General features: G+C 57.6%; 21 protein-coding genes. 9 read left to right on the forward strand and 12 right to left on the reverse strand.

What is annotated here, in order from left to right; genetic code table 11:
* Positions 1–110: 110 nt before the first annotated feature.
* The 8 genes from FNT36_RS05860 to FNT36_RS05895 form a co-directional block, all read right to left on the reverse strand.
* Positions 111–1,097, reverse strand: a complete 987-nt coding sequence (locus tag FNT36_RS05860; protein WP_144845273.1) for a glycosyltransferase family 2 protein — start codon at positions 1,095–1,097, stop codon at positions 111–113.
* Between the two features lie 473 nt (positions 1,098–1,570).
* Positions 1,571–4,171 carry a M14 family metallopeptidase gene (locus tag FNT36_RS05865; protein WP_144845275.1) on the reverse strand — a complete coding sequence of 867 codons (2,601 nt, stop codon included), beginning with the start codon at positions 4,169–4,171 and terminating at the stop codon, positions 1,571–1,573.
* A gap of 188 nt (positions 4,172–4,359) precedes the next feature.
* The gene (locus tag FNT36_RS05870; protein WP_144845277.1) at positions 4,360–5,661 is read right to left on the reverse strand and encodes a zinc dependent phospholipase C family protein; all 1,302 of its coding nucleotides are present in this window, start codon (positions 5,659–5,661) and stop codon (positions 4,360–4,362) included.
* 52 nt (positions 5,662–5,713) lie between these two features.
* Positions 5,714–6,988 (reverse strand): zinc dependent phospholipase C family protein, encoded by a 1,275-nt coding sequence (locus FNT36_RS05875; protein ID WP_233635704.1) that lies wholly within the window; start codon positions 6,986–6,988, stop codon positions 5,714–5,716.
* 93 nt (positions 6,989–7,081) lie between these two features.
* The gene (locus FNT36_RS05880) at positions 7,082–8,197 is read right to left on the reverse strand and encodes a CaiB/BaiF CoA transferase family protein (protein ID WP_144845281.1); all 1,116 of its coding nucleotides are present in this window, start codon (positions 8,195–8,197) and stop codon (positions 7,082–7,084) included.
* 79 nt (positions 8,198–8,276) lie between these two features.
* Entirely contained in the window at positions 8,277–8,963 is a 687-nt protein-coding gene (locus FNT36_RS05885) for an ATP-binding cassette domain-containing protein (RefSeq protein ID WP_233635705.1), read from the reverse strand.
* Positions 8,960–9,310: a hypothetical protein gene (locus FNT36_RS05890; RefSeq protein ID WP_144845285.1), complete on the reverse strand. Its 351-nt coding sequence runs from the start codon at positions 9,308–9,310 to the stop codon at positions 8,960–8,962. Before FNT36_RS05890 ends, FNT36_RS05885 begins: the two co-directional genes overlap by 4 nt.
* A 51-nt stretch (positions 9,311–9,361) precedes the next feature.
* Positions 9,362–10,105 carry a class I SAM-dependent methyltransferase gene (locus FNT36_RS05895; protein WP_144845287.1) on the reverse strand — a complete coding sequence of 248 codons (744 nt, stop codon included), beginning with the start codon at positions 10,103–10,105 and terminating at the stop codon, positions 9,362–9,364.
* A 191-nt stretch (positions 10,106–10,296) separates the two neighbouring features.
* On the opposite strand from FNT36_RS05895, the gene FNT36_RS05900 reads away from it, so the two are divergent.
* From FNT36_RS05900 to FNT36_RS05925, 6 genes are all read left to right on the forward strand, one after another.
* Positions 10,297–11,994, forward strand: coding sequence for a DEAD/DEAH box helicase (locus tag FNT36_RS05900; protein WP_394348935.1), 1,698 nt, complete (start codon positions 10,297–10,299; stop codon positions 11,992–11,994).
* A 371-nt stretch (positions 11,995–12,365) separates the two neighbouring features.
* Entirely contained in the window at positions 12,366–15,338 is a 2,973-nt protein-coding gene (locus tag FNT36_RS05905) for a M16 family metallopeptidase (protein ID WP_233635706.1), read from the forward strand.
* Positions 15,339–15,473: 135 nt separating this feature from the next.
* A complete protein-coding gene (icd, locus tag FNT36_RS05910; protein ID WP_144845289.1) occupies positions 15,474–16,739 on the forward strand; it encodes an NADP-dependent isocitrate dehydrogenase in 1,266 nt (421 codons plus the stop codon).
* Between the two features lie 188 nt (positions 16,740–16,927).
* A complete protein-coding gene (locus tag FNT36_RS05915) occupies positions 16,928–17,434 on the forward strand; it encodes a hypothetical protein (RefSeq protein WP_144845291.1) in 507 nt (168 codons plus the stop codon).
* A gap of 92 nt (positions 17,435–17,526) precedes the next feature.
* Positions 17,527–18,060 carry a YfiT family bacillithiol transferase gene (locus FNT36_RS05920; RefSeq protein WP_144845293.1) on the forward strand — a complete coding sequence of 178 codons (534 nt, stop codon included), beginning with the start codon at positions 17,527–17,529 and terminating at the stop codon, positions 18,058–18,060.
* Between the two features lie 14 nt (positions 18,061–18,074).
* Entirely contained in the window at positions 18,075–18,611 is a 537-nt protein-coding gene (locus tag FNT36_RS05925) for a YfiT family bacillithiol transferase (RefSeq protein WP_144845295.1), read from the forward strand.
* A gap of 96 nt (positions 18,612–18,707) precedes the next feature.
* Here FNT36_RS05925 and FNT36_RS05930 read toward each other — a convergent pair whose 3' ends face one another.
* Positions 18,708–19,541, reverse strand: coding sequence for a tetratricopeptide repeat protein (locus FNT36_RS05930; protein WP_144845297.1), 834 nt, complete (start codon positions 19,539–19,541; stop codon positions 18,708–18,710).
* A gap of 231 nt (positions 19,542–19,772) precedes the next feature.
* On the opposite strand from FNT36_RS05930, the gene lpdA reads away from it, so the two are divergent.
* A complete protein-coding gene (lpdA, locus tag FNT36_RS05935; protein WP_144845299.1) occupies positions 19,773–21,167 on the forward strand; it encodes a dihydrolipoyl dehydrogenase in 1,395 nt (464 codons plus the stop codon).
* Positions 21,168–21,263: 96 nt separating this feature from the next.
* A complete protein-coding gene (locus FNT36_RS05940) occupies positions 21,264–21,974 on the forward strand; it encodes a hypothetical protein (RefSeq protein ID WP_144845301.1) in 711 nt (236 codons plus the stop codon).
* Positions 21,975–22,048: 74 nt separating this feature from the next.
* Here FNT36_RS05940 and FNT36_RS05945 read toward each other — a convergent pair whose 3' ends face one another.
* Entirely contained in the window at positions 22,049–22,687 is a 639-nt protein-coding gene (locus tag FNT36_RS05945) for a YceI family protein (protein ID WP_144845303.1), read from the reverse strand.
* A gap of 50 nt (positions 22,688–22,737) precedes the next feature.
* Entirely contained in the window at positions 22,738–23,193 is a 456-nt protein-coding gene (locus FNT36_RS05950; protein WP_144845305.1) for a MarR family winged helix-turn-helix transcriptional regulator, read from the reverse strand.
* Between the two features lie 143 nt (positions 23,194–23,336).
* On the opposite strand from FNT36_RS05950, the gene FNT36_RS05955 reads away from it, so the two are divergent.
* Complete coding sequence (locus tag FNT36_RS05955; RefSeq protein WP_144845307.1) at positions 23,337–23,915, forward strand: DUF6799 domain-containing protein; 579 nt, start codon at positions 23,337–23,339, stop codon at positions 23,913–23,915.
* 30 nt (positions 23,916–23,945) lie between these two features.
* On the opposite strand, the gene FNT36_RS05960 is transcribed toward FNT36_RS05955, so the two are convergent.
* Positions 23,946–24,959 carry an enolase C-terminal domain-like protein gene (locus FNT36_RS05960; RefSeq protein WP_144845310.1) on the reverse strand — a complete coding sequence of 338 codons (1,014 nt, stop codon included), beginning with the start codon at positions 24,957–24,959 and terminating at the stop codon, positions 23,946–23,948.
* Between the last annotated feature and the right edge of the window lie 189 nt (positions 24,960–25,148).

Consider the following 25,148-nt stretch of genomic DNA (forward strand, 5'->3'; position numbering starts at 1 on the left):
CCTATGTCCTTTAGGCAAATGCCCCGCACGCCATGCGTACTTATAACCTAAAGTGCGCAAACTAAGCTAGCGAACTGGTGCAGAGCAACCAGATTTCAATTAGTATCCTACTAATACTCCACAGCGCACTTCAAGTAGAATTTCGCGATGGAGAAGTAGATAGAATAATGGTTACTGAGGTTCAGCGCCTGTTTAATCTGCGTGTGCGCCAGCCTAGCGTCCTTCAGTTCTTTAAAGACTCTATAGGTATTGTAAACCATCATATGGGCACAATACTTTTTTGAAGAATCTATTATCTTCTTTCTGTCTTTGTTTGGCAGATGCGATTGAATGCGGCCCAGCACATTCAGCAAATCGGGCACTATCTGGCTGTTGCGGCTTTTTTCCCACGTGATGGAGTGCGTTCTGATGCGGTAGTTAGCCAGCACTTCGGGTGTGTAAGCCACGGGGTAGTAGCGCGCGATGCGCACCCACATCTCCCAGTCTTCGCCGTAGCTAGTGCCATAAAAGCTCCCTAGGCGCTCATACACCTCACGGCGCACCGTCATGCACGCATATTGGATGGGCTGGTGCTGCGCGATGCGCTCCAGCCAGTTGCTAAGCACTCCTTCCTCATCCACCGCTGCCGGGAGCCCTATCTTGTTTCCCTCCTCACTGATAGAAACATAGCGGCTGAATGCAGCCCCAATTTCTGGATAGCGCTGGTACAGAGCCTCCATTTTGGTATAAAAGCCGGGTACAATACGGTCGTCGCCGTGCAGTAGGTGCACGATGTGGCCGCGCGCTCGGTTGATGCACGTCTCAAAGTTGCGCAGGCTGCCCACGTTCTCAGGCTGCCGGAAATACTCTACCCGGCCCCCACCTATTCTCTCTACCAAGGCTTGCACATCTAGGTCGGTGCTAGCGTCATCCACCACCTGAATCTGCATAGCTTCTTCGCCTAGGTCTTGCTGCAGCACACTTTGCAAGGCATCTTCTAGGTAGACGGCACAGTTATAAACTGGTATCATCACGGACCACACAGGTCGTGTCACCGAATCCGGAAGAGCAGCAATGATAGGAGCTGTGGTTGGGAATCGTGAGGCGAGGGTTGACATAAAGGGGATAAGCGTTGAAGCTTAAGAGGGAAGGCACCTGATGGGAGGACATATTCGAGTCCTCTTCGTCAAGTGTTAGCAGTGCAAACACTAGATAACCCAGTGCAAAAGCAGGCTACTCAATTTCTTTTGAATCAGCCTTTAACAATAATATTTTACTATTCTTTTTATTGAGAATTCAGCCTGTGACGATGGTTTGGCAGTGCGAAACTGCAGCACTACTAGACCGTCATAGTATGAATCAAAGATTAAAGGTATTCACCATATCTTAACAAGTAAAATAACAGTCAGTTTAATCCTATTTTTATGAATTAATTCATACTACGCATCCTGCTAATAGACAGTTGCTAACGCTGCTAATAGAATAGCCTGGCTAAGTAGCCTAGGTCATCGCTCTAAGCTGAGCAATGACCTAGGCTACTTAGCCAGGCTATTTTGATTTTCCAGCCCGAACTGGGCTAGCCTACACGCGGCTACTGACCCACCAAAAACACAGCATTGCCAAAGAGTAGCTTACCGCTCTGCCAAAACGCGCGAAACAGTGGGTTGTCGCCCAAGTACACCACCTGGCCGCGGCCTAGGTCCTGCGCACCGAGCACAAACGTGTCGACCAGCTGCGGCTGCGCCTGCTTGCCGGTGAAGCCCGCCGCATAGCTGTTCTTCTTAATCACACCCACGTTCCAGCCACCTTGAGGTAGAAATCTGTATCCTAGAGGATTGCGCACTAGCGCGTAGTACGTATCGCCGTAGCCGAAGGCCAGCGGGTGCGAGTTATCGAGGGCTACGCGGTAGATGCTGCCTTGGGCTTGCTCCTCTAGGCCGCGGCGCTGGGCGTCGCCGTAGCGGCGCAGGGCCTTATAAGGGTTGGCGCGAGCAGTTTTGCCGGTGGTGGCGCTATCGCCGGCGGGGCGAGTTTTGAGTAGGAAATCGCGCTTGTCGGCCAGGAAGCGGGCAGCGCCTTCCATCGCAATGAGCTTGCCGCCGCCGCGCACCCAGGCTTTAAGGGCGTCGAGGGCGCGCTCGGGATACACGTCGGCATAATTGCCATCGGGCAAGATGAGCACATCTATCTTGCTGAGCGGCACTGAACTGAGGTAGTCGGTACCCAGTACCGTGATGGGGTAGCCGAGTTGCTGTTCAAAGAAGTGCCACACCTCGCCAAAGGCTGTGGCATCGGTGCCCGTGCCGGCCACTACAGCCACTGTAGGCGCCTTCACAAAGTGCACCGACCCCGAACCTAGGTCGCCGCCAGAGGCCGAGAAGCCCGACTTCACGGCATGCACCACGGTGCCTGCCGAGTCGGCCTGCGCCCGCACCAATTGGTCGAACTTAGGCCCTAGGTTCTCATTGCCGGTGCGCGTGATGACGAGCGTCCCCGGCTGGTATTTCTGCCCTTCGGCTTCAAATGCCTTTTCGGCGTAGCGCACCTTCACTTTCTGTTGCAATAGGCGGCTCAAGAAGCGTACATCTTGCAGGCTGTTCCAGCGCGCCAGGTAGGCGTAGGGCTTCTCGGCCGTAGCGGCACTGCCTTTTACCATAGTGGGCGCGGGCGTGGTGGTGCTGGCGGCTAGCTGGCCGGGCAGCGCGTACGCCTTCACCCCAAAGGAGTAGGGCAAGGCCCAGGCCGTGATGTCGTAGGTGAGCGAGTCTTCGAGCTTAGGGCGCGGCTCGAACAGCACTTTTACCAGTGTCGACTTGGGCTGGTACATGCTCACCACGAGGTCGCGCGGCTCGATTTGCACCGTCTCCGTTTTATTCGACAAGTAGCTGAAACCTTTCGTCTTGACTTGCTTGGGTGCGAAGCCGTACTTGATTTCTTGCCGGTCGAGGTACTGCGTAAAGTTGCGCAGCTGCCCAGGGTCGTTGCCGGCCGCGATTACGAAAGTCTTATACTCGCCGCCGGGCTTGGTCTTAGCTGTGGTGAAGTAGGTTTGAAACTCGCGCAGCAGCTCGTCGTGGTGCTCGGCAGTGGCTTGGATGGTAGCCCGGCTGGCAGCGTGGTGGTGCGCAATGCGCTGGGTGAGCGTGAGCGTGTCGCCATCGGTGCGGCCGTAGCGCAGGCCGGCCACCCCGCCCCCACCCTGCTCGTAGGTCATGCCGATGGCGCCGTTGAAGCTGGGCCAAGTGTCGCCGTAGGTCGGGGCAAACAGGTCGTAGACTTCGCGGGTGAAATACAGCCAGTTGTTCTTATCAAATACCTTCTCGTTGTAGTCGCCAATAACGCCCTGAAACTTGCGCTGAAACGGCGTAATGTCGGCGTGAAACGGCTTGGCGGCCGGCGAAAAGTAGTACGAGTTGTTGGGGCCCATCTCGTGGAAGTCGGCGTGCACAGCCGGCATCCACTGGGTGTAGAGGGCAATGCGCTGGCGGCTTTCCTGCTGGGTTTGCCAGGCCCAGTCGCGGTTCAGGTCGAAGTAGTAGTGGTTGTAGCGGCCGCCGGGCCAGGGCTCGCGGTGCTCCCAAGAGTAAGGCGAGGCATTGGGCGTCTGGTTGTGCACGCGGTTGTACCAGTTCACGTAGCGGTCGTGGCCGTCGGGGTTCACACAGGGGTCGATGAGCACCACCGTGTTTTGCAGATACTTCTGCATTTCGGCGTCGTTGGCGTTGCCTAGGTCGTAGAGCACGGCCATCACAGCCTCCGAACTCACGGCTTCGTTGCCGTGCACGTTGTAGCTGAGCCAGGCTACAGCGGGCAGCTGGCGGCTGGCGGTGCCGCTTTCGAGGCTGGCCAGGCGGCGGTTGTTGTGGGCTATCTCATCGAGCTTGCTAAAGTTTTCTTTGCTAGCTACTTCTACTACTTGCAGCGGGCGGTGCTCGTAGGTTTGGCCATAGCGCACCAGCTTCATCTGCCCGGGCGAGTGGGCCACCACGTGGGCGGCGTAGCGGTTCACGTCGGCCTGCGGCGTAAAGCGTGTACCTAGCTCATAGCCCAGAAACTGCGCCGGCGTGAGCAGCGGCCCAGCGGCATCGGCGGCCGTAGTTTGGGCGTGGCCGCCTAGGCTGGCAAGCACGCCAGCTGCCGCGAAAAGCCGCGATAAAACCCGTTGTGTGTTCGTAGTAGTGCGTCGTATCATGTAGGAGCAACAGCCTTTTGAGCCAAGGTTAAGGGCGCAATAACGCACGCGCCCCTGGCTATTCCTACATGGCGGCCCCTGGTATAAGCAAGACTATTCCTTGATAAAGCCAACCTAGGCAGCAGCTTTTACTATTGTTGCTACTGCTTGTTAACCCTTCTTATTGAATGCCCTAGGTCGGCGGCAGCTTACATTTTGTGGCCCTGCAGCTCGGCGAGCGCTTCTTGCGCTTCGCGGCGACGGCGGCGGTTTTTCTTCGAGTCTTTTTGCTCGTCTTCAGTGGCCTTGGTGTAGCGAGCGGGCGGCGCGCCGGGAGGCGGGCCAGCGGCGAAATACGCCACAATATTTTGCTGGAGCGCGGGCGTGAGGTGCTCAAACTTGCGCTTGTGCAGCTCGCGCAGCAACTCGTCGTAGGTCACATCAGCCAGGATATAATCGGTGGGGCGCGTGGGCTTGCCGGTGTCTAGGTTGGTGTTGGGCACCTTAGGGGCAATGGCGGCCGTGTCGGTGGGCTGCGCCACCGTGAGAGCCCGGAAGCTGGCCAGCGAAGCACCGTAGCTTTTGTGAAACCGGGCTCCGTCTTCGGTAGATGGCACCCGGAACGTGTAGGCCCGCAATGGCCCCACCTTAGGCAAGATGTTGAGGATGCCCGATAGCAGCCGGGCGCCGAAGCCGGGCCATTCGTATTCCCTACCGTACTCGCGCCGAAACTTGCGGCGGTTGGTATGATACACGTAGTCGCGGCGGCGGGCAGTGGGGCTGGCCTTGCGTATTGCGTCGCGCTGGTTGTGCCAGGCGGCGCGCGCTGCGGCGGGCAGCAGTTGGTTGACAGCCAGCCGAAACGCGCCGATGCTGGCATCTACGTTGAACAGCACTTGCCCCAGCTCTAGGCCGTAGGTTTGGCGAAAGGCCCGCTCCAGCAGCACTTTCTCGACCCGAAACCCAATATACTTGTGGTATTCCTGCGAGCGGTAGCGCCCAGCGGCTATCTGCACCACATCAAACGAAAACTCGACCTCGGTGTGGTTGATGGGCGCCTGCTCATACGTCACCACAGGGCCAAACTCGGCTTTCTTCTCGGGGTAGGTATTAGGCAGTACGAGGTTGGTGGCTTCGGGGTGGCCTTCGTTGTCGGAGGCGTAGTGCGCCAGGGCACCTAGGGCAAAGGCATACTCATTGCGGTTGCGGGCCCCAAGCAGCAGGTTGCGCACAAAGTCGCCCGAACGCACGTAGTGCGTCAGGTTGGTAAACAGGCTGGCACCCAATGGGTAATAGCCCATGTCCTGGATGATGGCCCCGCCGTAGGCGTAGCTTTTGGCCTCGGTTTGCTGGTCGGGCGTGGCGCCCGGGTAGCGCCGCTGCAGCAGCGGCAGCAGGCTCTTATCCCAAGTCGAGTCGATGATGGACTGGTGCGTGAGCACCGAATACGCCGCTGCTGGGGCCGCCGGGGCCAGCAGCATAAGCAGGAGCAAGAGGCGGAGCGGGCGCATAGCAAGGTGAAGAAAAGCGAGTGAGAGAGGACCTAGGTGGCAGCTAGGCGCCTTATAGCTTTAGCGCCCGCAGCTTAGCCACCGCATCCAGGGTTTCGCGGCGCTTATCTCTCTCCTTCTCGTCTGCATCAACGGGCTCTTTTGAGATGGCCGCGCTGTTGAAAAAAGCCAGAATGTCTTGCTGCATGGTCGCCGTCACCTGCTTAAAATCATCCTTGGCCAGCTCGCGCACCCATTCACCATAGGTGCGGTCGGCGAGCGGGTACTCGCCAATTTTGGTGGGGTGGCCGGTATCAAAGTCCACATTGGGCATTTGCGGGGCCTGACCCACGGTCGCCGTTTGCCGGCTCAGCATGTGGGCATAGTTCACCACCGTTTCGTGGAAGCTTTGGCTGAAGATGCGCTGGGCTTCGGGCGTAGGAGCAATGAATTTCAAGGACTTGAGCTTGCCTACTTTCGGCAAAATCTGAATGACGCCGGCCAGCACCCGCGCCCCAAAGCCCGGCCGCTCATAATGAGTACCGTACTGCGCCTCAAACTTGCTTTTGCTTTCCTTGTAGATATAGTCGCGGCGTCGAATACGGCGGTTCACTTTGCGCAGCTCGTGCCGGTTGGCACGCCAAGCGGCCCGGCTAGCCAATGGGATAAGGTTGCGCACCGCAAAGCGATACGAGCCAATGGCCAGGTCTTTATTCAGCACTATCTGCTTCATATGCAGCCCGTAGGTTTGCACAAAGGCCCGCTCTAGCAAGTCTTCGCTCACCTTGAAGCCAATAAAATCGTGGTAGGCGCTGGTGCGGTAGCGGCCTGCCGCTAGTTGTGTCACATCAAAGGCAAACTCGGTGCGACCGTGGGCCGTGGGGTTCTGCTCGTAGGTGACGACGGGACCATACTTCTTTTTCAGGTCTGGAAACAACAGCGGCACCGATTTATTAATACCCACCTCGTGGCCGTAGATGTCGGCCGCATAGTGCGCCAGGGCACCTAGAGCAAAGGCGTACTCGTTGCGGTCCTTAGCATCCTTTAGCAAGTTCTCGACAAAGTCGCCCGAGCGCACGTAGTGGGCCAGGTCGGTAAACAAGTGCGAGCCAAAGGGATAGTAGCCCATGTCTTGCATAATGGAGCCACCGTAGGCGTAGGCCTTGGCATCGCGCAGTTCGTCGGGCGTGCCGCCGGGAAAGCGCCGCTCCAGCGTTGGCTTGATGTAAGGAACCCAGCATGAGTCGATACTGGCCTGGTGGCTGAGCACCGAGTAGGCCTGTGCGGGCCGGGCAGCCAGCACCAGCCAGCCTAGCAGCACGCTAGCGAAAAAGCGTAGTAAATACACGGAAAGAATAGCGAAAGAAGAGGTGTAAGCAACCTCAACGGTGGAGTTAGGTTTCGCGTTACTTTTCTATATTCTTGCGCCTTTTATCCAACATCAGGGCTGCTCGGGCGGCGCGCTCAGGGCGGCCGCTACTGGCCACGCCGAGCTGCGAAAAGCTACTGTGCGCAGCCCTAGGGTCGGAAAGTGCGACGCGGGTGGTAGCAGCATCGGTTGGGCTAGGTCAGTGGTGAGGGCTTCGCCTACGGTGCGCACTGCCCCGGCCGGCACCCCTAGCCGTGCCAGCTCGTGCAGTAGGGCCCAGCCATTGAGCTCGGCTATGCGCACCAGCAGTAGCTCTTCGAGGGCGGCGCGGTGGCGCACTCGCGCCGGGTTGGTACTGAAGCGGGGCTCATCGGCCCAGCGCGGGCGTTGCAGCACTTGGCATAAGGTGCGAAACTGCGCGTCGGTGCCCACCGCCAGCACCAGCCGCTGGCCATCGGCGGCGCGGTATACGGTGCCGTAGGGCACGATGCCAGGGTGGCCCGAGCCCAGCGGTACGGGGTCATTGCCAGTCGTGAGCCAGGTAGCCCCCTGGTTGGCCAACGAAGCCAGAGCGCTATCGAATAGGCTGACTTCGATCAAACACCCTAGGCCGGTGCGCTCGCGCTGGTACAGCGCCGTGAGGATGCCTTCCTTGAGCTGGTGCGCGGCAAACAAGTCGATAAAAGCCACCGGCATTTTCTGCGGTGGGTCGTGCGGACTAGCCGCATTGAGGTGCATAAAGCCGGTTTCGGCTTGCAGCACGGCATCGTAGCCCACCCGGTTGTAGCCTGGCCCGTAGCCCGTGAGCTGCGCATAAATAAGCCGCGGGTTGGCGGCGGCCAGCGTGGCGTAGTCTACGCCCAGCTTGGCGGCATCGCCGGGCTTGTAGCTGGCGAGTAGCACATCGGCTACGGCCGCCAGCTGGTGCAGTTCGGCCTGGGCAGCAGGCTGCGTGAGGTCGAGCGCCTTGGCCTGCTTGCCCCAGTTAGACGAGGCAAAATAAGCCGACACGGAGGTGTCGGGGTTATCGCCGGGCACGCGCCAAGTGCGCGTCACATCGCCACCTAGGGGCTCTATCTTAAGTACATCGGCCCCAAGCTCGGCAAAAAACTGACCCACCTGGGGGCCGGCTAGCACGGCGGCCAGCTCTAGTACGCGTAGGCCAGCGAAGGGAAGCGGAAGTGCCATAGGGATAGGTGTAGCTAGAAAATGCGTACGCAAGTTGGCAGTGCGCGGCCGGGCGCGGGCCCTAGGTCCCTCGCCGCTCCTAAGCCAGCAAGTAGCCGTACTCCACCAGCTCGTCCCGAAAGTTGGGTCCAAGTCGCAGCAGGCGGCCTTGCTGTAGCAGGTATACCACGTCGCATAGCGGCAGCAGCTCGGCATAGCGGTGGTCGGTCAGCAACAGGCCTTTGCGCTGGCGGGCCTGCTGAAAGGCAGCCCCCAGGGTTTCTACGTGCACCGGCATAATGCCCGTGAATGGCTCATCGAATAGCGAGAAGGCCGTATTGGCATGTAGCAACAACAGCACTTGCCACAGCCGCGCCGAACCGCCCGACAGCTCACCTAGGTGGCAGTCGAGCTGAGCTGGCAGCTCCGGGAAGCCCGCGCTGGCCGCCAGCGGGTCCACGCCTAGCAGCCGGGCGGCCCGGCGCAGCGTAAGGCCTGCCGGCAGCAACGGCGCCTGCGGTAAGTAGTTAACCAAGCCCGGCGTTTGGAAGGCGGGCACCACGCGGCGGCCATCTACGCGCACCGAAGCATCGGGCACCGCGCGAGCACCAAATACCGCCTGCAGCAGCGTCGATTTGCCGCTGCCGTTGCGCCCCAATAGTCCCACCACTTGGCCGGTTTGCACACGCAGGTAGATGTCGCTTAAGATTGGCCGGCCATCGAAGGCAACACGGATGCCATCAGCCTCTAGCACGCGCAAGCCGCTGCCGACGTACTCATTTTTCATGCCCATAACCGCGCTATTATCTGGGCCGCTACTATAAACAAACTACCATCAAGGGCGGCCACGCCGCCCCACAGCCAGGCGCGCGACAGCCCAAGGTTGTAGTAAAACCAGTAGCGCTGGGGTCGCAACTCATTGACTAAGTACCACACCGCCAGTCCGCTTAGTAGCTTGGCCAGCAACAGGCCGGCTGACATGCCGCTTGCCTTTTCCTCGTGCAAACCCGGCACCTGCATCATTGCTGGCAATTGCATTACTAGTAGCAACGCCGCACTTATAAACAGCAGCACCGGCGCTACCTCGCGGTAAAACAGCCATATTCCCCGAAACCGCGTGACCCACACTGCCATATGATTTAGCTAGTTAACATGGGGCCAACGCAGCTAGCGAAGCTCTATTATTCAGCGCACTATTCCGGCCCGCGCAAAAACCGGAAATACTACTTCCCGCTCGCCCTCGCCCCACAGCTGCGTCAGCTCCTCGGCCACCAGTAGCACCGCATCGGCACCGTCGTGCTGCCGGGCGTAGTTGGCTACCGCCGACCACGTGCGCAGGTAGTCCAAAAACCACTCGGCCGACCACTGCTTGCGTACCGGAAAATGCGCCCGGCGCACCCTAGCAAACGGGAATTGCAGCCGTGCGTACTCATCTAGCACGTGCCAGCGGTTGGCATCCCAATACGGCCCCACCGTTTCGTTATGAAAATGCAGAATCAGGGCATCTAGGTCAGCCTCGCCAGTCTGGACCAGGCTATAGCCCCACTCGGCGAGCACCGTGCCGGGGCCAGCCACGCGCCGCACCTCGGCATGGTACGCCGGCAGGTCGAACCAGTGTACAGCCTGCGCCACCGTTATCAGGTCAAAGCGCTCGTCCGGGAAGGGCGTGTGCTCGGCCGTAGCTACTTGGTAGCGCACATTGGGTAGCGCTGGCGCCTGCGCCAGCTGACTGGCACTAAGGTCAGTAGCTTCTACTTCTTGAAAGTGCTGCGCCAGCACAGCGGCCACCTGGCCATTGCCAGTGGCGCAGTCCCAGGCACGGGTGCGGCCCGGCACCTGCGGTAAGAGCCAGGCATAGAGTTCGGGCGGGTAATCAATACGATAGCGGGCGTACTGGGCAGCCTGGGCGGAAAAACGGTCGAGCGACATGCCAGCGAAGGTAGCCGGTAGCTGGGCACTTATTCCGTGTACCTTTGTTGATAGTTATCAGGGAGTAGTTGGTTATTGTCAGTTTAAAACGGCTTGACTAGCAGCTATCCGCTAACAACTACCTAACCGCGGTTCGCTGACCGGGACTTATAAAGGTCAGCCCCTCTTCTTTCACTTTATTAGCTGAACCTTTGACGTTCCACGAATTTAATCTCCACGACGACCTGCTGGCCGGCGTGGATGCCATGAACTACCTCAACGCCACGCCCATTCAGGAGCAGGCGATTCCGAAAATCCTGGCGGGCAAAGACCTCATCGCCTGCGCCCAGACCGGTACCGGCAAAACGGCTGCTTACCTCGTGCCGCTGCTCGACAAGATTTCGCACGCCGGGCACGGCACCACTTCCACGCTCATTCTAGTGCCTACCCGCGAGCTAGCCACCCAGATTGACGAGCAAGTCACTGGCTTTGGCTACTTCGTAGAAGCTTCATCCATCGCCATTTACGGCGGCGGCAAGTCCGAAAACTGGGAGCAGCAGAAGCGCGCGCTCACTAGCGGCGCTGACATTATTATTGCCACGCCCGGCCGCCTCATCGCCCACATGCAGCTCGGCTACGTCAAGTTTGAGGACCTGAAGTACTTAGTGCTCGACGAGGCCGACAAGATGATGGACATGGGCTTCTCCGACGATATCCTCAACATCGTGCGGCAGCTACCTAAAGAGCGGCAGACGCTGCTGTTCTCGGCCACCATGCCCAGCAAAATCCGCGACTTTTCGCAGCAGATTTTGCATGAGCCCGACGAGGTGCGCCTCGCCGTGAGCAAGCCCGCGGCTGGCATTAACCAGCAATTCTACATGACTTTCGACCACCAGAAACTACCCGTACTGGAGCACCTCATCAAGGCCCAGGACGTGCAGAGCATGGTGCTGTTTACGTCGAAGAAATCGGCCGTAGCGGGCATCGTACGCTCGCTCAATAAGCTGGGCTACCCTGCCCAAGGCATTAGCAGCGACCGCACCCAGGAAGAGCGCGAGCAAACCATGCGCGCCTTTAAAAACAAGCAATTTCCTATCCTAGTAGCCACCGACGTGGTGAGCCGCGGCATTGACATCGACTCGCTGAGCCACGTCGTAAACTTCGACGTGCCCCGCGCCGCCGAAGACTACGTGCACCGCATCGGCCGTACGGCTCGAGCGGCCACTACGGGCACGGCCATTACTTTCATTGCCGACCAGGACCAGGACCGCATTGTTAAAATCGAGAAGCTCATTGAGCGCGAAATCGAGAAGCAAGCCATCACCGAAGGCCTAGGCTACGGCCCAGCGCCCGAGTTTGACCCCAAGCGCTTTAGCGGCCTGCACGGCAAAAGCGGCCCCCGCGAAGGTGGTCGCAATGGCGGCCGTGACCGTGGCCCCCGCCGCGAAGGCGAAGGTGGCGACCGTGGCCCGCGCCCACCCCGTGCCGAAGGCGACCGCCGTGGAGGCGGTGGCGGCCGCGACCGTGGCCCCCGCCGCGAAGGCGATGCCAAAAATGACCCACAACGCGCTGAGCGCCTAGCCCAAGCCGCCGCCCGCCTAGCCGCTATCGACGCGGGCCAGGCCCCAGTAGCGCCCTACGTAGCACCACCCCGCGAAGGCCGCCCGCCTCGCCCCGAAGGTGAGGCTAAGGAAGGCACTGCCCGCCCGCCGCGGGCCCCGCGCCCTCCCCGCGAGCCGCGCCCCGAAGGCACCGCCGATACTCCCCGCGAACCCCGCGCCGAAGGCGAAAAGCCGGAAGGCCAACGCCGCCGCAAGCGGGGCGGCCGCAACCGCAGCGGCCGTGGCCCTCGCCCCGCCGAGGGTAGCGCACCAGCCGCCGAGACGGCAGCACCGGCGCCTACTGAATAGCCCTTTTGAGGGTAGTACCCTAGTCAAACGCCCACCCGCAAGAGTATTGCGGGCGGGCGTTTTGGCGTTTGGCTTATTTCTAATCAGTTGCGCTACCCTAGGCGAGCGCTAGTGCGGCTTCCAGGCTAGGCCGCTCAGCAAGGCTAGCTAAAAAAGGGGGAAAATACGGGCTTTTTTGCACATACGCGGCTTGAGGCTATTTAGGCGCCTGAAACCTCCATTATGCAACACACTGTCTATTAACATCATATTTTGACATTAGCCACTTATGGCCAGGGTAATATAAGACAAACTTTTGTTTTTTATTCCCCGCATGACTTTCTACCTTTGTGCCCCTATCGAAAGCTGCCTGCGCTCTGCCCAGAAAAATTGTGAATAAACCGTCGCTGTTGCTCCTGCCGGCCCTAGCCGCCCTGGGCCTCACTACCCAATGCCAGTCGAGCAAACCCGCCGCGACGGCCGCCGCCACCTCCCCCACTACGGCCGCAGTAGCTACCCCCAAAGAATACGCTTACACCACTGCCCCCAACGACCCACTGGGCGTGCGCGTGTACAAGCTGGCCAACGGCCTAACGGTGTATCTCTCTGATTACAAGAATGCTCCACGCATTCAAACTTATATCGCGGTGCGGGCGGGCTCCAAGAATGACCCGGCTACGGCTACTGGCTTGGCGCACTACCTTGAGCACATGGTATTCAAAGGCACCTCGCGCCTAGGTACCAAAGATTGGGCGCAGGAAAAGCCGCAGCTCGACAAGATAGAGGCACTGTACGAAACGTACCGCAGCCAGCGCAACGACCCAGCCGCCCGCAAGCGCACCTACCACCAGATTGACTCGATTTCGGGCGTAGCCGCGCGCTATGCGGTGCCTAACGAGTACGATAAGCTCATGGGCAGCATTGGCTCGAAGGGCTCTAATGCGCACACCTCCAACGAGGAAACTGTTTACCAGGAGGATATTCCGAGCAACCAGCTCGAAAAGTGGTCGGCGGTGCAAGCCGAGCGCTTTAAGGAAATGGTACCGCGTCTGTTTCACACCGAGCTAGAAGCGGTGTATGAAGAAAAAAACCGCGGGCTGGATTCGGATTTTAGCAAGGAGTTTGAGACGCTCAACGCCAGCCTCTACCCTACCCACCCCTACGGTACCCAAACGACCATCGGCACGATTGAGCACTTGCAAAATCCGTCGATTACGGAGATTAAAAAGTACTTCAATCAGTACTACGTGCCGGGCAACGTGGCTCTGTGCCTCAGCGGCGACCTAGACTACGACCAAACCATTCGGCTGATTGATAAGTATTTCGGCGATTGGCAGGCCAAGCCGGTACCCGCGTTCAACGCGCCGGTCGAGAAGCCGCTCGCAGCCCCCATTATTAAAGAAGTAGTAGGCCCCGCGGCAGAAAACGTGATGGTGGGTTACCGCTTTGCGGGCAAGGCCACCCGCGACGCGCTGCGCCTACGAATGCTGGAAAAAATCCTGACCAACGGTCAGGCGGGCTTGTTTGACCTGGACCTAAACCAGCAGCAAAAGGTACTGCAAGCCAGCAGCTTCACGGACCTAAATGACGACTACTCAACGCACATTTTGTACGGCAGCCCGCGCCAGGGCCAAAAGCTGGAAGAGGTACGCAACCTGATGCTGGCCGAGGTAGACAAGGTGAAGAAAGGCGACTTCCCCGAGTGGCTGATTCCGGCTATCGTGAATAACGAGAAGCTGAACCTCACCAAGAGCTACGAAAGCAACGAGGCCCGCGCTGGCGCCATGTACGAGGCCTTTATTGAGCGCGTGAGCTGGGCCGACTATGTGAAGCAGCAGGAGGATTTTGGCACCATCACGAAGGCCGAAATTGTCAAGTTTGCCAACGACAACTACGGCCCCAATTCGGTGACGGTCTATAAGCGCACCGGCACCGACCCTAACACAGTGAAGGTGGTGAAGCCCGCAATCACGCCAGTGCCCGCTAACCGCGACGCAGCCTCAGCCTACTACACTGAGGTGAGCAAGCTGCCCGCCACCGACCTCGCGCCGGTGTTTGTAGATTACAAAAAGGACATTCAAACGGCCGACCTCAAGCCCGGCCTGCCGCTGTACTACACGCACAATACGGAGAACGGCTTGTTCAGCCTGTTCTACGCCATCGACCTGGGCAGCAACAATGACCCGCGTCTTGACCTGGCTACCGACTATTTGCAGTACCTAGGGACAGGCAACTACACGGCGGCACAGCTTCAGCAAGAGTTTTACAAGCTAGGGTGCTCGTTTGCGGTGAGCAGCGGCCAAGACCGCATCTTGATGAGCCTCAGCGGCCTCGACACCAACCTAGAGGCGGCCGTGAAGCTATTTGAGCAGCTGCTCAACGCACCCCGCCCCGATGCCATGGCCCTGCAAAACATGGTGGCTGGCATTTTGAAACAGCGCCAGGACGCCAAGCTTAACAAGGGCGTCATCTTGAATGCGGCCATGCTGAATTACGCCAAGTATGGCGCTAAGAATCCGTTTACGAACATACTAAGCGAGCAGCAACTCAAGGCCCTAAAGCCTGAACAATTGACGGCGCTGCTGAAAAACCTGCCGACTTACCAGCACCGCGTGCTGTACTACGGCCCGCGTGAAATAGCTGACCTAGGAAATGTGTTGCGCGCTAACCACCGCACGCCCGCTACCCTCAAGCCAGTACCGGCCGCTAAGGATTTTGTGGAGCAACCTTTGAAAGACAAGAAGGTCTATTGGGTTGACTACAAGATGGTGCAGGCTGAAATCCTGTTCTTGACCAAGGGTGACCTGTACAGTAAGGCATTGGCTCCCACGGTGGCTTTGTACAACGAGTACTTCGGCGGTGGCATGGGCAGCATCGTGTTTCAGGACTTGCGTGAGAGCAAAGCGCTGGCCTATTCGGCCTCGTCGCGCTACGCAAATGCCGACAAAACTGGGCGCTCAAACTACATCGTGAGCTACATCGGCACCCAGAGCGACAAACTACCCGAGGCCATGAGCGGCATGGAAAACCTGCTCACCGACCTGCCAATGGCCGAAGCCAACTTGCAGATTGCCAAGCAGTCCATCCGCAATAGCATTTCTACTGACCGTATTACCCACGAAAACATCTTGCTCAGCTACGAGCGCGCTCGCCGCCTAGGTCTCGACTACGACCTGCGCCGCGACGTGTATGAGCAGACGCAGAACATGACCTTCGGCGAGCTTCAGAAATTTCAGCAAGCCAAGGTGAAAGGCCAAAACCAGGTAATCCTAGTTATCGGCTCCAAGGACCGGCTCAACTTCAAGGAGCTGGCCAAGTATGGCACTGTGGAGCAGCTGAGCCTGAAAGAAATATTTGGCTACTAGCTTCCTAGTTGTCCATTGGTAGTTAGCAGTTGTTGGTGCTCAGCTAGAGCCTGGCAGCCGTTACCTACCAATGACGATTAAAGACTTTTCCCTTCCCACCCCCCAACCTGACTAAACAGAACAATTTTTTTCCTCATGGCAGAGCAGAAAATAACCATTAAGAATGGCAAGCTCAACGTTCCCGACCAACCTACTATCCCCTTCATCGAGGGCGACGGCACCGGGCCGGACATTTGGCGCGCCTCACAGCTCGTATTTGACGCAGCAGTAGAAAAAGCCTACGGCGGCAAGAAGAAGCTGGTATGGAAAGAAGTGCTAGCCGGTGAGAAAGCGTATAAGCAACTCAATAACTGGCTCCCCAATGATACCCTCGACGCATTCCGTGACTACCTAGTAGGCATTAAAGGCCCGCTGACTACGCCCGTAGGCGGCGGTATCCGCTCGCTCAACGTGGCCCTGCGCCAGGAGCTAGACCTGTACGCCTGCGTGCGCCCCGTGCGCTACTACGAAGGCGTACCTTCGCCCGTGCGTCACCCCGAGCTGACTAACATGGTCATCTTCCGCGAGAACACGGAGGACATCTATGCCGGCATCGAGTACATGAACGGCACGCCGCAGGCCCAGAAGATGCTGGAATTCTTGCAAGACGAGATGGGCGTGAAGAAAATTCGTTTCCCCGATTCGTCGTCGTTTGGCATCAAGCCGGTGTCGAAAGAAGGCACCGAGCGCTTGGTGCGCGCCGCTATCAAGTACGCCCTCGAGCACAAGCTGCCGTCGGTGACCTTGGTGCACAAAGGCAACATCATGAAGTTCACGGAAGGCGCCTTCAAAACCTGGGGTTACGAGCTGGCCGAGAAGGAGTTCGGTGCTAAAGTGTTCACCTGGGCGCAGTACGATAAAATCGCGGCTAAGCAGGGCCAGCAAGTAGCCGACGCCCTGCAAAAGCAAGCGCAGGAACAAGGCAAGCTTATCATCAAGGACAGCATCGCTGATGCTTTCTTGCAGCAAATCCTGTTCCGTCCCGCCGAGTACTCGGTAGTAGCGACCCTGAACCTGAACGGCGACTACATCTCCGATGCGCTAGCTGCCATCGTAGGTGGCATCGGTATCGCGCCGGGCGCCAACATCAACTACGTAACCGGCCACGCCATCTTCGAAGCGACCCACGGCACTGCGCCCAAGTACGCCAACCAAGACAAGGTGAACCCCGGCTCGGTTATCCTCTCGGGCGTAATGATGCTGGAGCACCTAGGCTGGAAAGAAGCCGCTGCTCTCATTAACAAAGGCCTCGAAGCCGCCATCGCCAGCAAGCGCGTGACCTATGACTTTGAGCGCCAGATGGAAGGTGCTACACTGCTCAAAACGAGCGAGTTTGCTGAGGAAATTGTGAAGAACATGTAGTAGCTTGGCAATTGCCAATTAACAAAAACCCCCGCGTTGGCTGTAAGGCTGGCGCGGGGGTTTTGCGTGTAATGCGGCTTCTAACTGATTCTGGTAAAGCTCGCCTACATGTGCGACTAGCGCGATGCAACCAACAAGAGCGAACCAATCATCATTTTGGAAATCAAATCGTTTGCCAGCCATATATCATGACGCTATCTACTACCCTACTAGGTCTATTCCTCTGCGTAAGCCTCGGTAGTTGCTGTTTTGACCCATGTCTTGGGTCAAGCACTATTGCATCCACTGGCTTTGTATTTGACTCCGACACCTTAGCTGGCAGGGGCTTTCGACAAACCGAGATTCGCTCGCTTTATGTGGTGCAGTACAGCGATAACCGCTTGACACGCCCCATTGACACCTTACGCTCAGCTCCGGCTGCTCAGCCGCAACTAGTGCTATTTGATAAGCGCCGGATTCAATTGCTATTTACCGGCGATTCGAGCAGTCGCTTGCCTTCCTATTTCCGCATTGTATTACCCAACGCTAACCTGCATTTTGATATACAGCAAGTAACAATTACCTTGAAAACTTCTGAGCAATGCCGCACAACTTGTCAAGATGTGACAGGCGTAAGCTTTACGCTGAACGGCCGACCAACAACTGTTTTGGGTGCCTATACCGGTGCCGAAGGGGCCGTTAAGCTGAGCAAATAAGTACTCAATACTGGTGTGAGTTAAGCTGCGTTAAACTCGCGCCAGTATCACGTAGGTAGAGCGGCTACATTTGCGGGCTAACGCCTCCGCTTATGCCTACTCCTGCCGACGACCACCTGCGCTACCCTATCGGCCCACCGCAGCTACCTACCGCGCCGCTTTCACCCGCCGAGCGCACTGCCTACTTGCAACAGCTAGCCGACTTACCCAGCGACCTAGGCGCGATGGCCGCCCGAGTTGGGGTTGAGCGGCTGCAGTTACCCTACCGTCCCGGCGGCTGGACGGGCCAGCAAGTCATTCATCACGTGGCCGACTCGCATATTAATAGCTACTGCCGCTTTCGGCTGGCTTTGACAGAGGATAACCCAACCATTCGGCCTTACGACGAAGGCACCTGGGCCGAGTTGCCTGATGTAGCAATCACGCCCGCCGCCGTGTCGCTGGCGCTGCTAGAGAGCCTGCATAGCCGCTGGGTGACGCTGCTGCACCACCTCACCGAGGCGCAGTGGCAACGCACGTTTTACCATCCTGAAAGCAAGCGTGCTTCTACCCTAGACCAAGCCCTGGCACTGTATGCTTGGCACGGGCGGCACCACCTAGGGCATTTAGCTTTGCTGGTGTCTTAACCTTGCTTTCTTCTATGCTTACGCCTGTTTCCGACGAACACTTGCGCTACCCTGTGGGGCGGCCGCAGCTGCCTACGGCCCCACTCACGGCGGCCGAGCGCGCTCCTTACATTCAGCAACTGGCCGACCTACCTGCCCGATTGACTGACGCTGCCCGCCGGGCAGGCGGTGAGCGCCTACAGCTCCCCTACCGCCCCGGTGGTTGGACGGGTCGCCAAGTTATTCACCACGTGGCCGATACCCACCTCAATCTGTATGGCCGCTTCCGATTGGCGCTCACGGAGGACAATCCCACCGTGCGGCCCTTCGACGAAGCCGCCTGGGCTGAGCTGCCCGACGTGGCCGCTACTCCCATTACCGTGTCGCTGGCCTTGCTCGAAAGCTTGCACAGCCGCTGGGTTATCTTGCTTCAACACCTCACCGAGGCTCAGTGGCAGCGCACTTTCTACCACCCGCGCTACCACACCACCCTTACCCTCGACCAAGCGCTGGTGCAGTACACCTGGCACGGCCAGCATCACCTAGGGCATGTGGAGCTGCTGGCGGCCTAGCGCTACCAAATTAGCATTTACTTGACACGCTTAAAGCGACAAAGCCATGTGGAGCTAGTCCACGTGGCTTTGTCGCTTTAAGAGAACCTAGGGCGGCTACTTATTGCCGCCTCGCACTAGGCTGTTGCCTTTGCCATAGCGGCGCAGGCTTTTTTCGGCTTCAGGATTGAGTTGGGCGGCCTTGGTGAGGTCACGGCGGGCCTCCTTCAGGCGGTCGAAGCTGGCGTAACTGATGCCGCGGTACTCAATAGCATCGGCGTAGAGTGAATCGATAGCAATGGCCCGGGTGAAGTCCGATACGGCGGCCTTGTACTGGTACATCTGCATCTTGGCCACGCCCCGTCCAAAGAAAGCTTCCTTGTCATCGGGCCGGTACTTTACGGCCCCGCTAAAGTCGTTGGAAGCGGCTTTGTACTGCTTTAGCATCAATTCATTAACGCCTTTATTATAGTATAAGTCGGGGTTGTTGCGCTGCAAACGCAGGGCGGCCGCGTAGTCGGGGGCCGCGTCTTTGTAGTTCTTGAGGTTGGAATTGGCTTTGGCGCGCTCTAGCAGCGCCCTAGGGTTGCGAGGATTAGTACGCAGCGACACGTTGGCGCGGGCCAATTGGTACTTATAGTCAGCGGCCGTCATCTTCTTTTCAGCAGCGCGGGCAGCCGAGGCTTCTGCGGCCGAGGGAGCGGTGGGGTCAGCCGTGGCATCGGTAGCCTCGGCAGCGGGGGCATCTAGTGCGGCTACCGATACGCTGCCCTCCGTAGAGGCTGTGGTGGCCGTGGCCGTTTCAGGGGTGACTGGGGCGGGGGCAGCTACGGGGGTAGCTACCGTGGTACTAGTGGGGCGCTCTTTTTCGGTAGTGGTAGTGGCGCAGCTGGTTATTAGGGCCAGCCCGGCAAAAGCAACGGGTACTAGGTGCGGAAAAACTGATTTCATCAACGTGGATAAGGGGCGCGGTATGCCTATTGGTAAAATAAAAGCCAGCGTCTTTTACGGCAAAAGCCCGAACGGTGGTTGCCCACTTACTGTTATTAATCAACTAGCCACTCACCCTACCTAGGGCTGGGGTACTAGCCTAGGTAGCACGCGCGCCCCTGGCTAGCCTATCTTTGCAGGGCTGGCCTGGCTGGCATTTCTTTTTCTGTTTATTTCCCGCACGTTTTTCTCATGGCATTGCAATTTGACCTGGTAGTAATTGGTTCAGGGCCCGGTGGTTACGTGGCCGCTATCCGCGCCGCGCAGCTCGGGCTGAAAGTGGGCGTGGTTGAGCGCGAGTCGCTGGGGGGCATCTGCCTCAACTGGGGCTGTATCCCGACCAAAGCCCTGCTCAAAACCGCCCAGGTATACGAGTATCTCCAGCACGCCCAAGACTACGGCCTGACGGTGCAAGGCGCTGGCTTCGACTTCAACGCGGTTATCAAGCGTAGCCGGGGTGTGGCCGATGGCATGAGCAAGGGCATCAACTTCTTGTTCAAAAAGAATAAAATCGAGGTAGTAAACGGTACGGGTAAGCTCCTAGCCCCCGGCAAGGTAGAAGTAACCAAAGCCGATGGCACGAAGGAGACCGTAGAAGCCAAGAGCATCATCTTGGCTACTGGCGCCCGCGCTCGCCAGCTGCCCAACCTGCCCATCGACGACAAGAAAATCATTGGCTACCGCAAGGCCATGACCCCCGACAGCATGCCCAAGCGCATGGTGGTGGTGGGCTCGGGCGCCATCGGCGTCGAGTTTGCGTACTTCTACCGCTCCCTAGGTGCCGAAGTCACCATCGTGGAGTACTTGCCCCGCATCGTGCCGGTAGAAGACGAGGAGGTGTCGCGCCAGATGGAGAAGTCCTACAAAAAGATGGGCATCAACATTCTCACCAATGCCGAAGTGACCAAAGTGGACACTAGCGGCGCTGGCTGCAACGTGTTCATCAAAACCCAGAAGGGCGAGGAGCAAATTGCCTGCGACGTCGTGCTGAGCGCGGTAGGTGTGCAGACGAACATCGAGAACATCGGCCTCGAAGAACTCGGCATTAAAACCGAGCGCGGCCGCGTGCTGGTCGATGACTTCTACCAGACCAACGTACCCGGCATCTACGCCATTGGCGACATCATTCCGGGTCCGGCGCTGGCGCACGTAGCCTCGGCCGAAGGGATTATTTGCGTAGAGAAAATCACGGGCCACAACCCCGAGCCGCTCAACTACACCAACATTCCTGGTTGCACCTACGCCCAGCCCGAAATTGCTAGCGTGGGTTACACCGAAGCCGAAGCCAAAGCCAAAGGCTACGAGGTGAAAGTAGGCAAATTCCCTTTCTCAGCCTCGGGCAAAGCCTCGGCAGGCGGCGTGAAGGACGGCTTCGTGAAGGTAATTTTCGACGCTAAATATGGCGAGTGGCTCGGTGCCCACATGATTGGGGCCAACGTGACCGAAATGATTGCCGAAGTAGTGGTAGCGCGCAAGCTCGAAACCACTGGCCACGAAATCATCAAGTCGGTTCACCCCCACCCCACCATGAGCGAAGCCATCATGGAAGCCGCCGCCGCGGCCTACGATGAGGTAATTCACTTGTAGTTAGTAGTTGCATTTAGTAACTTTCGCTTATGTGACAAAACCCTGGCAGCTAAGCTGCCAGGGTTTTTTAATACCTTTTACTTATTCCTCATTTTTATGAAAATACTTCTTACTATAATTTCATTTATAATCTTAGGCTTCTTAGCTGGCTGCTCTACCGTTACCGAAGAAGCTGGCTTTAAGGAAATAGCGGACTTTTATGGTGGTAGTGTATTCCTTAAAAAGGGTGTTAACATCTCCACTACCACGACTGAACCGCAGGGCAGCTATTTGGAAGTAGCTCTCAGTACACCTGGAATTAGCAAGTACTATAACGACTTACAAATACCAGCATCCAATTGTGCTTTTCTAGTATACAAGCATCTTAGACCTAGACAGCGTACCGATTATAGCTACTTCAAAGTGAGTATCCAAGATTCTACTACGTCTCACACATATACTTTTTCGCCCGCCGATTTAGAATTCGCCACCCAGTCTATTGGAAATCTAAACGAACTGATGTTCAGCTTACAAGGAGAAGATTTTCCTGCTATTACTAATAAGCTTGACCCAGCTGCCATAGGTGCGATGAGCCACGACAGTGTAACAGCCAACTTGCACAGAGTGAGTCAAAAGCTTGCTCCGTTCAGTAGCTATCTGGTGCAGGGCTTTGAGGTTAAGAAAGCACCTTTAGCAGGAAAATTAGTACCTATTGTGCGCTTTGCACTTTCTGTATCGCGGGAGCAAAAAGGTATGATACCGCTACTTGTTTTTCTCAATCCCACGCCTCACACCCAACGTTTTCTGTGTGGCCTGCGAATACCATAGTTTTGCTTAACCTAGGTCAATAAAAAAGGCCCCGCATACGCGGGGCCTTTTTTATTGACCTAGGTTAAGCAAAATTACTGCTTAGCAATTACGTTGAAAGTCAGCGTAAATTCGTCGTTGATGGCTTTGTCGCCGATGCTGTCGAAGAAAGTCTTCGAGCCGTACTTCAGGCCGAACTTGGTGCGGTCAACGGTCACTTTGCCAGTGGCAGCAGCTACACCGTTCTTCACGCCCACTTTGGCGGGGAAGCTGATTTGCTGCGTCACACCTTTGATGGTCATGTCGCCGGTGATGGTGGCGTTGTCGGCATCAGCCTTGGCACCTGCGATAGGAGCTACGCTCGTGATTTTGAAGGTCGAGGTAGGATAGGTAGGAGCGTCGAAGAAGTCGCCGCTGCTCATGTGGCCCACAAATTTGGCGTGGTTGGCTGCATCAGTGATGTCAGTGGCCTTCATGGTTTTCATGTCCACGGTTACCGTGCCGCCAGTTACCATGTTATTGCGCACTTGCAGGTCGCCGCCGGTGAACTGCATGGTACCATTGTGGCCGTGGGTTACGGCCTTGCCTTCCCAGCCTAGGGTGCTCAGTTGCGGCTGCACCTTATAGGTAGCCACAGCGGCAGTAGCCGACTTAGAAACCGATTTTTGAGCAAAAGCAGCCGGCGCAGCCAGCAAAGCAGCCCCTAGCAGGGCGGGCAACAAGATTTTTTTCATGGTTGAAAAAAGGTAAGAAAGATTAGAGTGGTGGGCCGGATAAACAACTATCAGGCCCGAATTTTATCAAGTAATGTGTTGAGCTGGCGCTGCTCGGCTGCCGTGAGCCTATCGAGGCTGCCACGCGCAGGGTTGGCGTGCTCATCTTCATCTATTTGTCGCAGCAAGCGCAGGCCCGCTTCGGTAATGCGAATATCGACGGCGCGGCGGTTGGCAGGGCATACCGTGCGGGTTACCAACTTTTTCTCTTCCAGCTTGTCTACAATCCGCGAGGCGTTGCTGGTTTTGTCGAGCATACGCTCGATAAGCAACGCCACCGTGGCAGGCAATGGGTGCTGCCCGCGCAAGATGCGCAAGACATTGAACTGGGGCGACGTCAGGCCATAGGGTTTAAATGCCGCCATCTGGCGTTGTCCTAGCCAGCCAGCCGTGTACACCACATTGAGGTAAGCCTTGTGAGCTTCACTCTGAAAAGTGGGCTGTTTGATTTCGTCTTCCAGGCGCATTGAGTAACTGATTACGACTGCAAATTTAGTGTACCTACATTTAATGTTGCAACATCGTTCATGATTTTTTCAAATTTTTTTTAGCTCAGCAATCTGCACCGATTTTTGCGTACACCACCCTCAACCTTCCTTTCTTTTACACTATGCGCCTTACTCACTTATTAGCCAGCGTGCTCCTTGGAGCGGGCCTGGCCGCCACCCCACGCCTCGGTGCGGCCCAGCCTTCTGGGGGCCAGCCAGTGCGTCCCGGCCGCACCACCCAGTTTCTATTCACTCGCGGGGCCGTGGTGCAGCGCACTGGCAACCAGACTACACCTCTCAGCCAGAATATCCGGCTCCCCAACGGCACTAAAATAAATGTGCGCAGTGGCATTGTAGAGCTGCCAACCGGCAAAATCACCACGCTACGGGAAGGCGACTATGTAAATGCCGAGGGCGGCATTGTATTCGGGACGCCCGCCAGTGCTGCCGCTGCCCGCGGCGATACTACCGTGGCCACCAACGCCAAGTTTGACCCTTACGTGCACGTAGGCACTGCCCCTGCCCGCGTGCTTACCGACGCCCCTACCGACCGCGAGCAGCTCTTAATGCGCAAGATTGAACTGCTTAACCGCAAAATGGCGCTGTACAACCAAACCATCACCAACCCGCCCAACACCGATGCCGTGGACAAGCAGCTGCAGGAAATCGACGCGCAGCTAAAAACGGCCAAGCGCGAGTAACCTAGGGCCTCTAGAAGCCTGCACAAGGCCTCACGATGCTACTGCTGCCAACTGCCCTTCGGCTTCATACACGAGGCCGAAGGGCTCATCGCGGACAATGAGCATGCCATCAAGGTCGTGCACTTCGGCTAAAGCACTGATTTGCAAAGCTGACCAGATACCTAAGGAAGTTTCGACCATGCAACCCAGCATGGGCAGTAGCCCTTGAGCGCGGGTGCGACGCAAAAGGTCGATGCCACGCTGGTAGCTTCCAGCCTTCATCAGCTTGACATTGACGCCGTGAAACTGCTGGGCGATTTCGCCGAAGTCAGCCTCATCAGTCACCGACTCGTCGGCTAGCAGCGGCACAGTCGTGCGGGGGCGCAGGTAGCGGTAGTCGTCGCCTAGGGCGGCGGGCAGGGGCTGCTCGAGCAGGTGCAGCACTAGGCCTGGTACTGCCGCGGCCTGCTCTAGAAAGCGCAGCAGGCTATCGGCGTCGGGCCAAGCCTCATTGCCATCTACTAGTAGCGGCTGGCCAGGGCAAGCGGCTGCCACAGCGCGCAGGAGGTCCAACCCTTCGCCTTGATTCACCTTAATTTTCAACAAGCCAAAGCGCCGGGCATGCTGCTGCTCTATAAAAGCGGCTACCTCACCCGGCGCCATGATGGGTAGCGAGAAAGCCGTGGGCACCCGCGCCGCTGGCTGCGGCACTCCCAAAAACTGCCACACCGGCTGCCCAGCGCGTGCAGCCAAGCAGTGCGTCAGAGCTGCCTCAAGGGCAAAGGCCAGAGCGTGGGCTACGGGCTGTGCAGCAAGTAATGCAGCCAGCTCAGGCAGTGTAGCTACCTGGGGCAGCCCGGCTGCGAGCAGGCTCGCAAATTGTTGCTGGAGCAACTCCTGTGATTCGCCGTAGCGCACGTTAGGTGCTGCCTCGCCCTGCCCCACGCTACCAGCCTGCGCAGCCCGCACCACAAGGTTGGTTTTAGTGGTAGATGCATTGCGTGAGATTTTCCAGGTATAGCGCAGTGGAAGCTCGTGCGCCGTTAGGGTCCAGGCCGTAAGCATTGAAGAACAGAAGAAGAGTGTCAAAGCTAGCTACGCTTGCCCGCGCAGCCGCCAAGCCAGCCTCTAGCAAAGTGCTCTAATAATTACACCAAGCTCGAACTGCTACGAGCTAGCTGCATAGCCGTAGTTCTTGCTTACTAACCTTTTACTACTGCCAGGGTTGAAGTTGTGTTAGCAGTTAGCTGTTGG

Origin of the sequence: Hymenobacter setariae (assembly GCF_007713685.1) — a bacterium.
GTDB lineage: Bacteria > Bacteroidota > Bacteroidia > Cytophagales > Hymenobacteraceae > Hymenobacter > Hymenobacter setariae.

What these genes read in the sequence shown, in the direction of transcription:
- FNT36_RS05860 (WP_144845273.1), bottom strand. Translation starts at nt 1,097, where the DNA reads ATGTCAACCCTCGCCTCACGATTCCCAACCACAGCTCCTATCATTGCT.
- FNT36_RS05865 (WP_144845275.1), bottom strand. Translation starts at nt 4,171, where the DNA reads ATGATACGACGCACTACTACGAACACACAACGGGTTTTATCGCGGCTT.
- FNT36_RS05870 (WP_144845277.1), bottom strand. Translation starts at nt 5,661, where the DNA reads ATGCGCCCGCTCCGCCTCTTGCTCCTGCTTATGCTGCTGGCCCCGGCG.
- FNT36_RS05880 (WP_144845281.1), bottom strand. Translation starts at nt 8,197, where the DNA reads ATGGCACTTCCGCTTCCCTTCGCTGGCCTACGCGTACTAGAGCTGGCC.
- FNT36_RS05885 (WP_233635705.1), bottom strand. Translation starts at nt 8,963, where the DNA reads ATGAAAAATGAGTACGTCGGCAGCGGCTTGCGCGTGCTAGAGGCTGAT.
- FNT36_RS05890 (WP_144845285.1), bottom strand. Translation starts at nt 9,310, where the DNA reads ATGGCAGTGTGGGTCACGCGGTTTCGGGGAATATGGCTGTTTTACCGC.
- FNT36_RS05895 (WP_144845287.1), bottom strand. Translation starts at nt 10,105, where the DNA reads ATGTCGCTCGACCGTTTTTCCGCCCAGGCTGCCCAGTACGCCCGCTAT.
- icd (WP_144845289.1), top strand. Translation starts at nt 15,474, where the DNA reads ATGGCAGAGCAGAAAATAACCATTAAGAATGGCAAGCTCAACGTTCCC.
- FNT36_RS05915 (WP_144845291.1), top strand. Translation starts at nt 16,928, where the DNA reads ATGACGCTATCTACTACCCTACTAGGTCTATTCCTCTGCGTAAGCCTC.
- FNT36_RS05920 (WP_144845293.1), top strand. Translation starts at nt 17,527, where the DNA reads ATGCCTACTCCTGCCGACGACCACCTGCGCTACCCTATCGGCCCACCG.
- FNT36_RS05925 (WP_144845295.1), top strand. Translation starts at nt 18,075, where the DNA reads ATGCTTACGCCTGTTTCCGACGAACACTTGCGCTACCCTGTGGGGCGG.
- FNT36_RS05930 (WP_144845297.1), bottom strand. Translation starts at nt 19,541, where the DNA reads ATGAAATCAGTTTTTCCGCACCTAGTACCCGTTGCTTTTGCCGGGCTG.
- lpdA (WP_144845299.1), top strand. Translation starts at nt 19,773, where the DNA reads ATGGCATTGCAATTTGACCTGGTAGTAATTGGTTCAGGGCCCGGTGGT.
- FNT36_RS05940 (WP_144845301.1), top strand. Translation starts at nt 21,264, where the DNA reads ATGAAAATACTTCTTACTATAATTTCATTTATAATCTTAGGCTTCTTA.
- FNT36_RS05945 (WP_144845303.1), bottom strand. Translation starts at nt 22,687, where the DNA reads ATGAAAAAAATCTTGTTGCCCGCCCTGCTAGGGGCTGCTTTGCTGGCT.
- FNT36_RS05950 (WP_144845305.1), bottom strand. Translation starts at nt 23,193, where the DNA reads ATGCGCCTGGAAGACGAAATCAAACAGCCCACTTTTCAGAGTGAAGCT.
- FNT36_RS05955 (WP_144845307.1), top strand. Translation starts at nt 23,337, where the DNA reads ATGCGCCTTACTCACTTATTAGCCAGCGTGCTCCTTGGAGCGGGCCTG.
- FNT36_RS05960 (WP_144845310.1), bottom strand. Translation starts at nt 24,959, where the DNA reads ATGCTTACGGCCTGGACCCTAACGGCGCACGAGCTTCCACTGCGCTAT.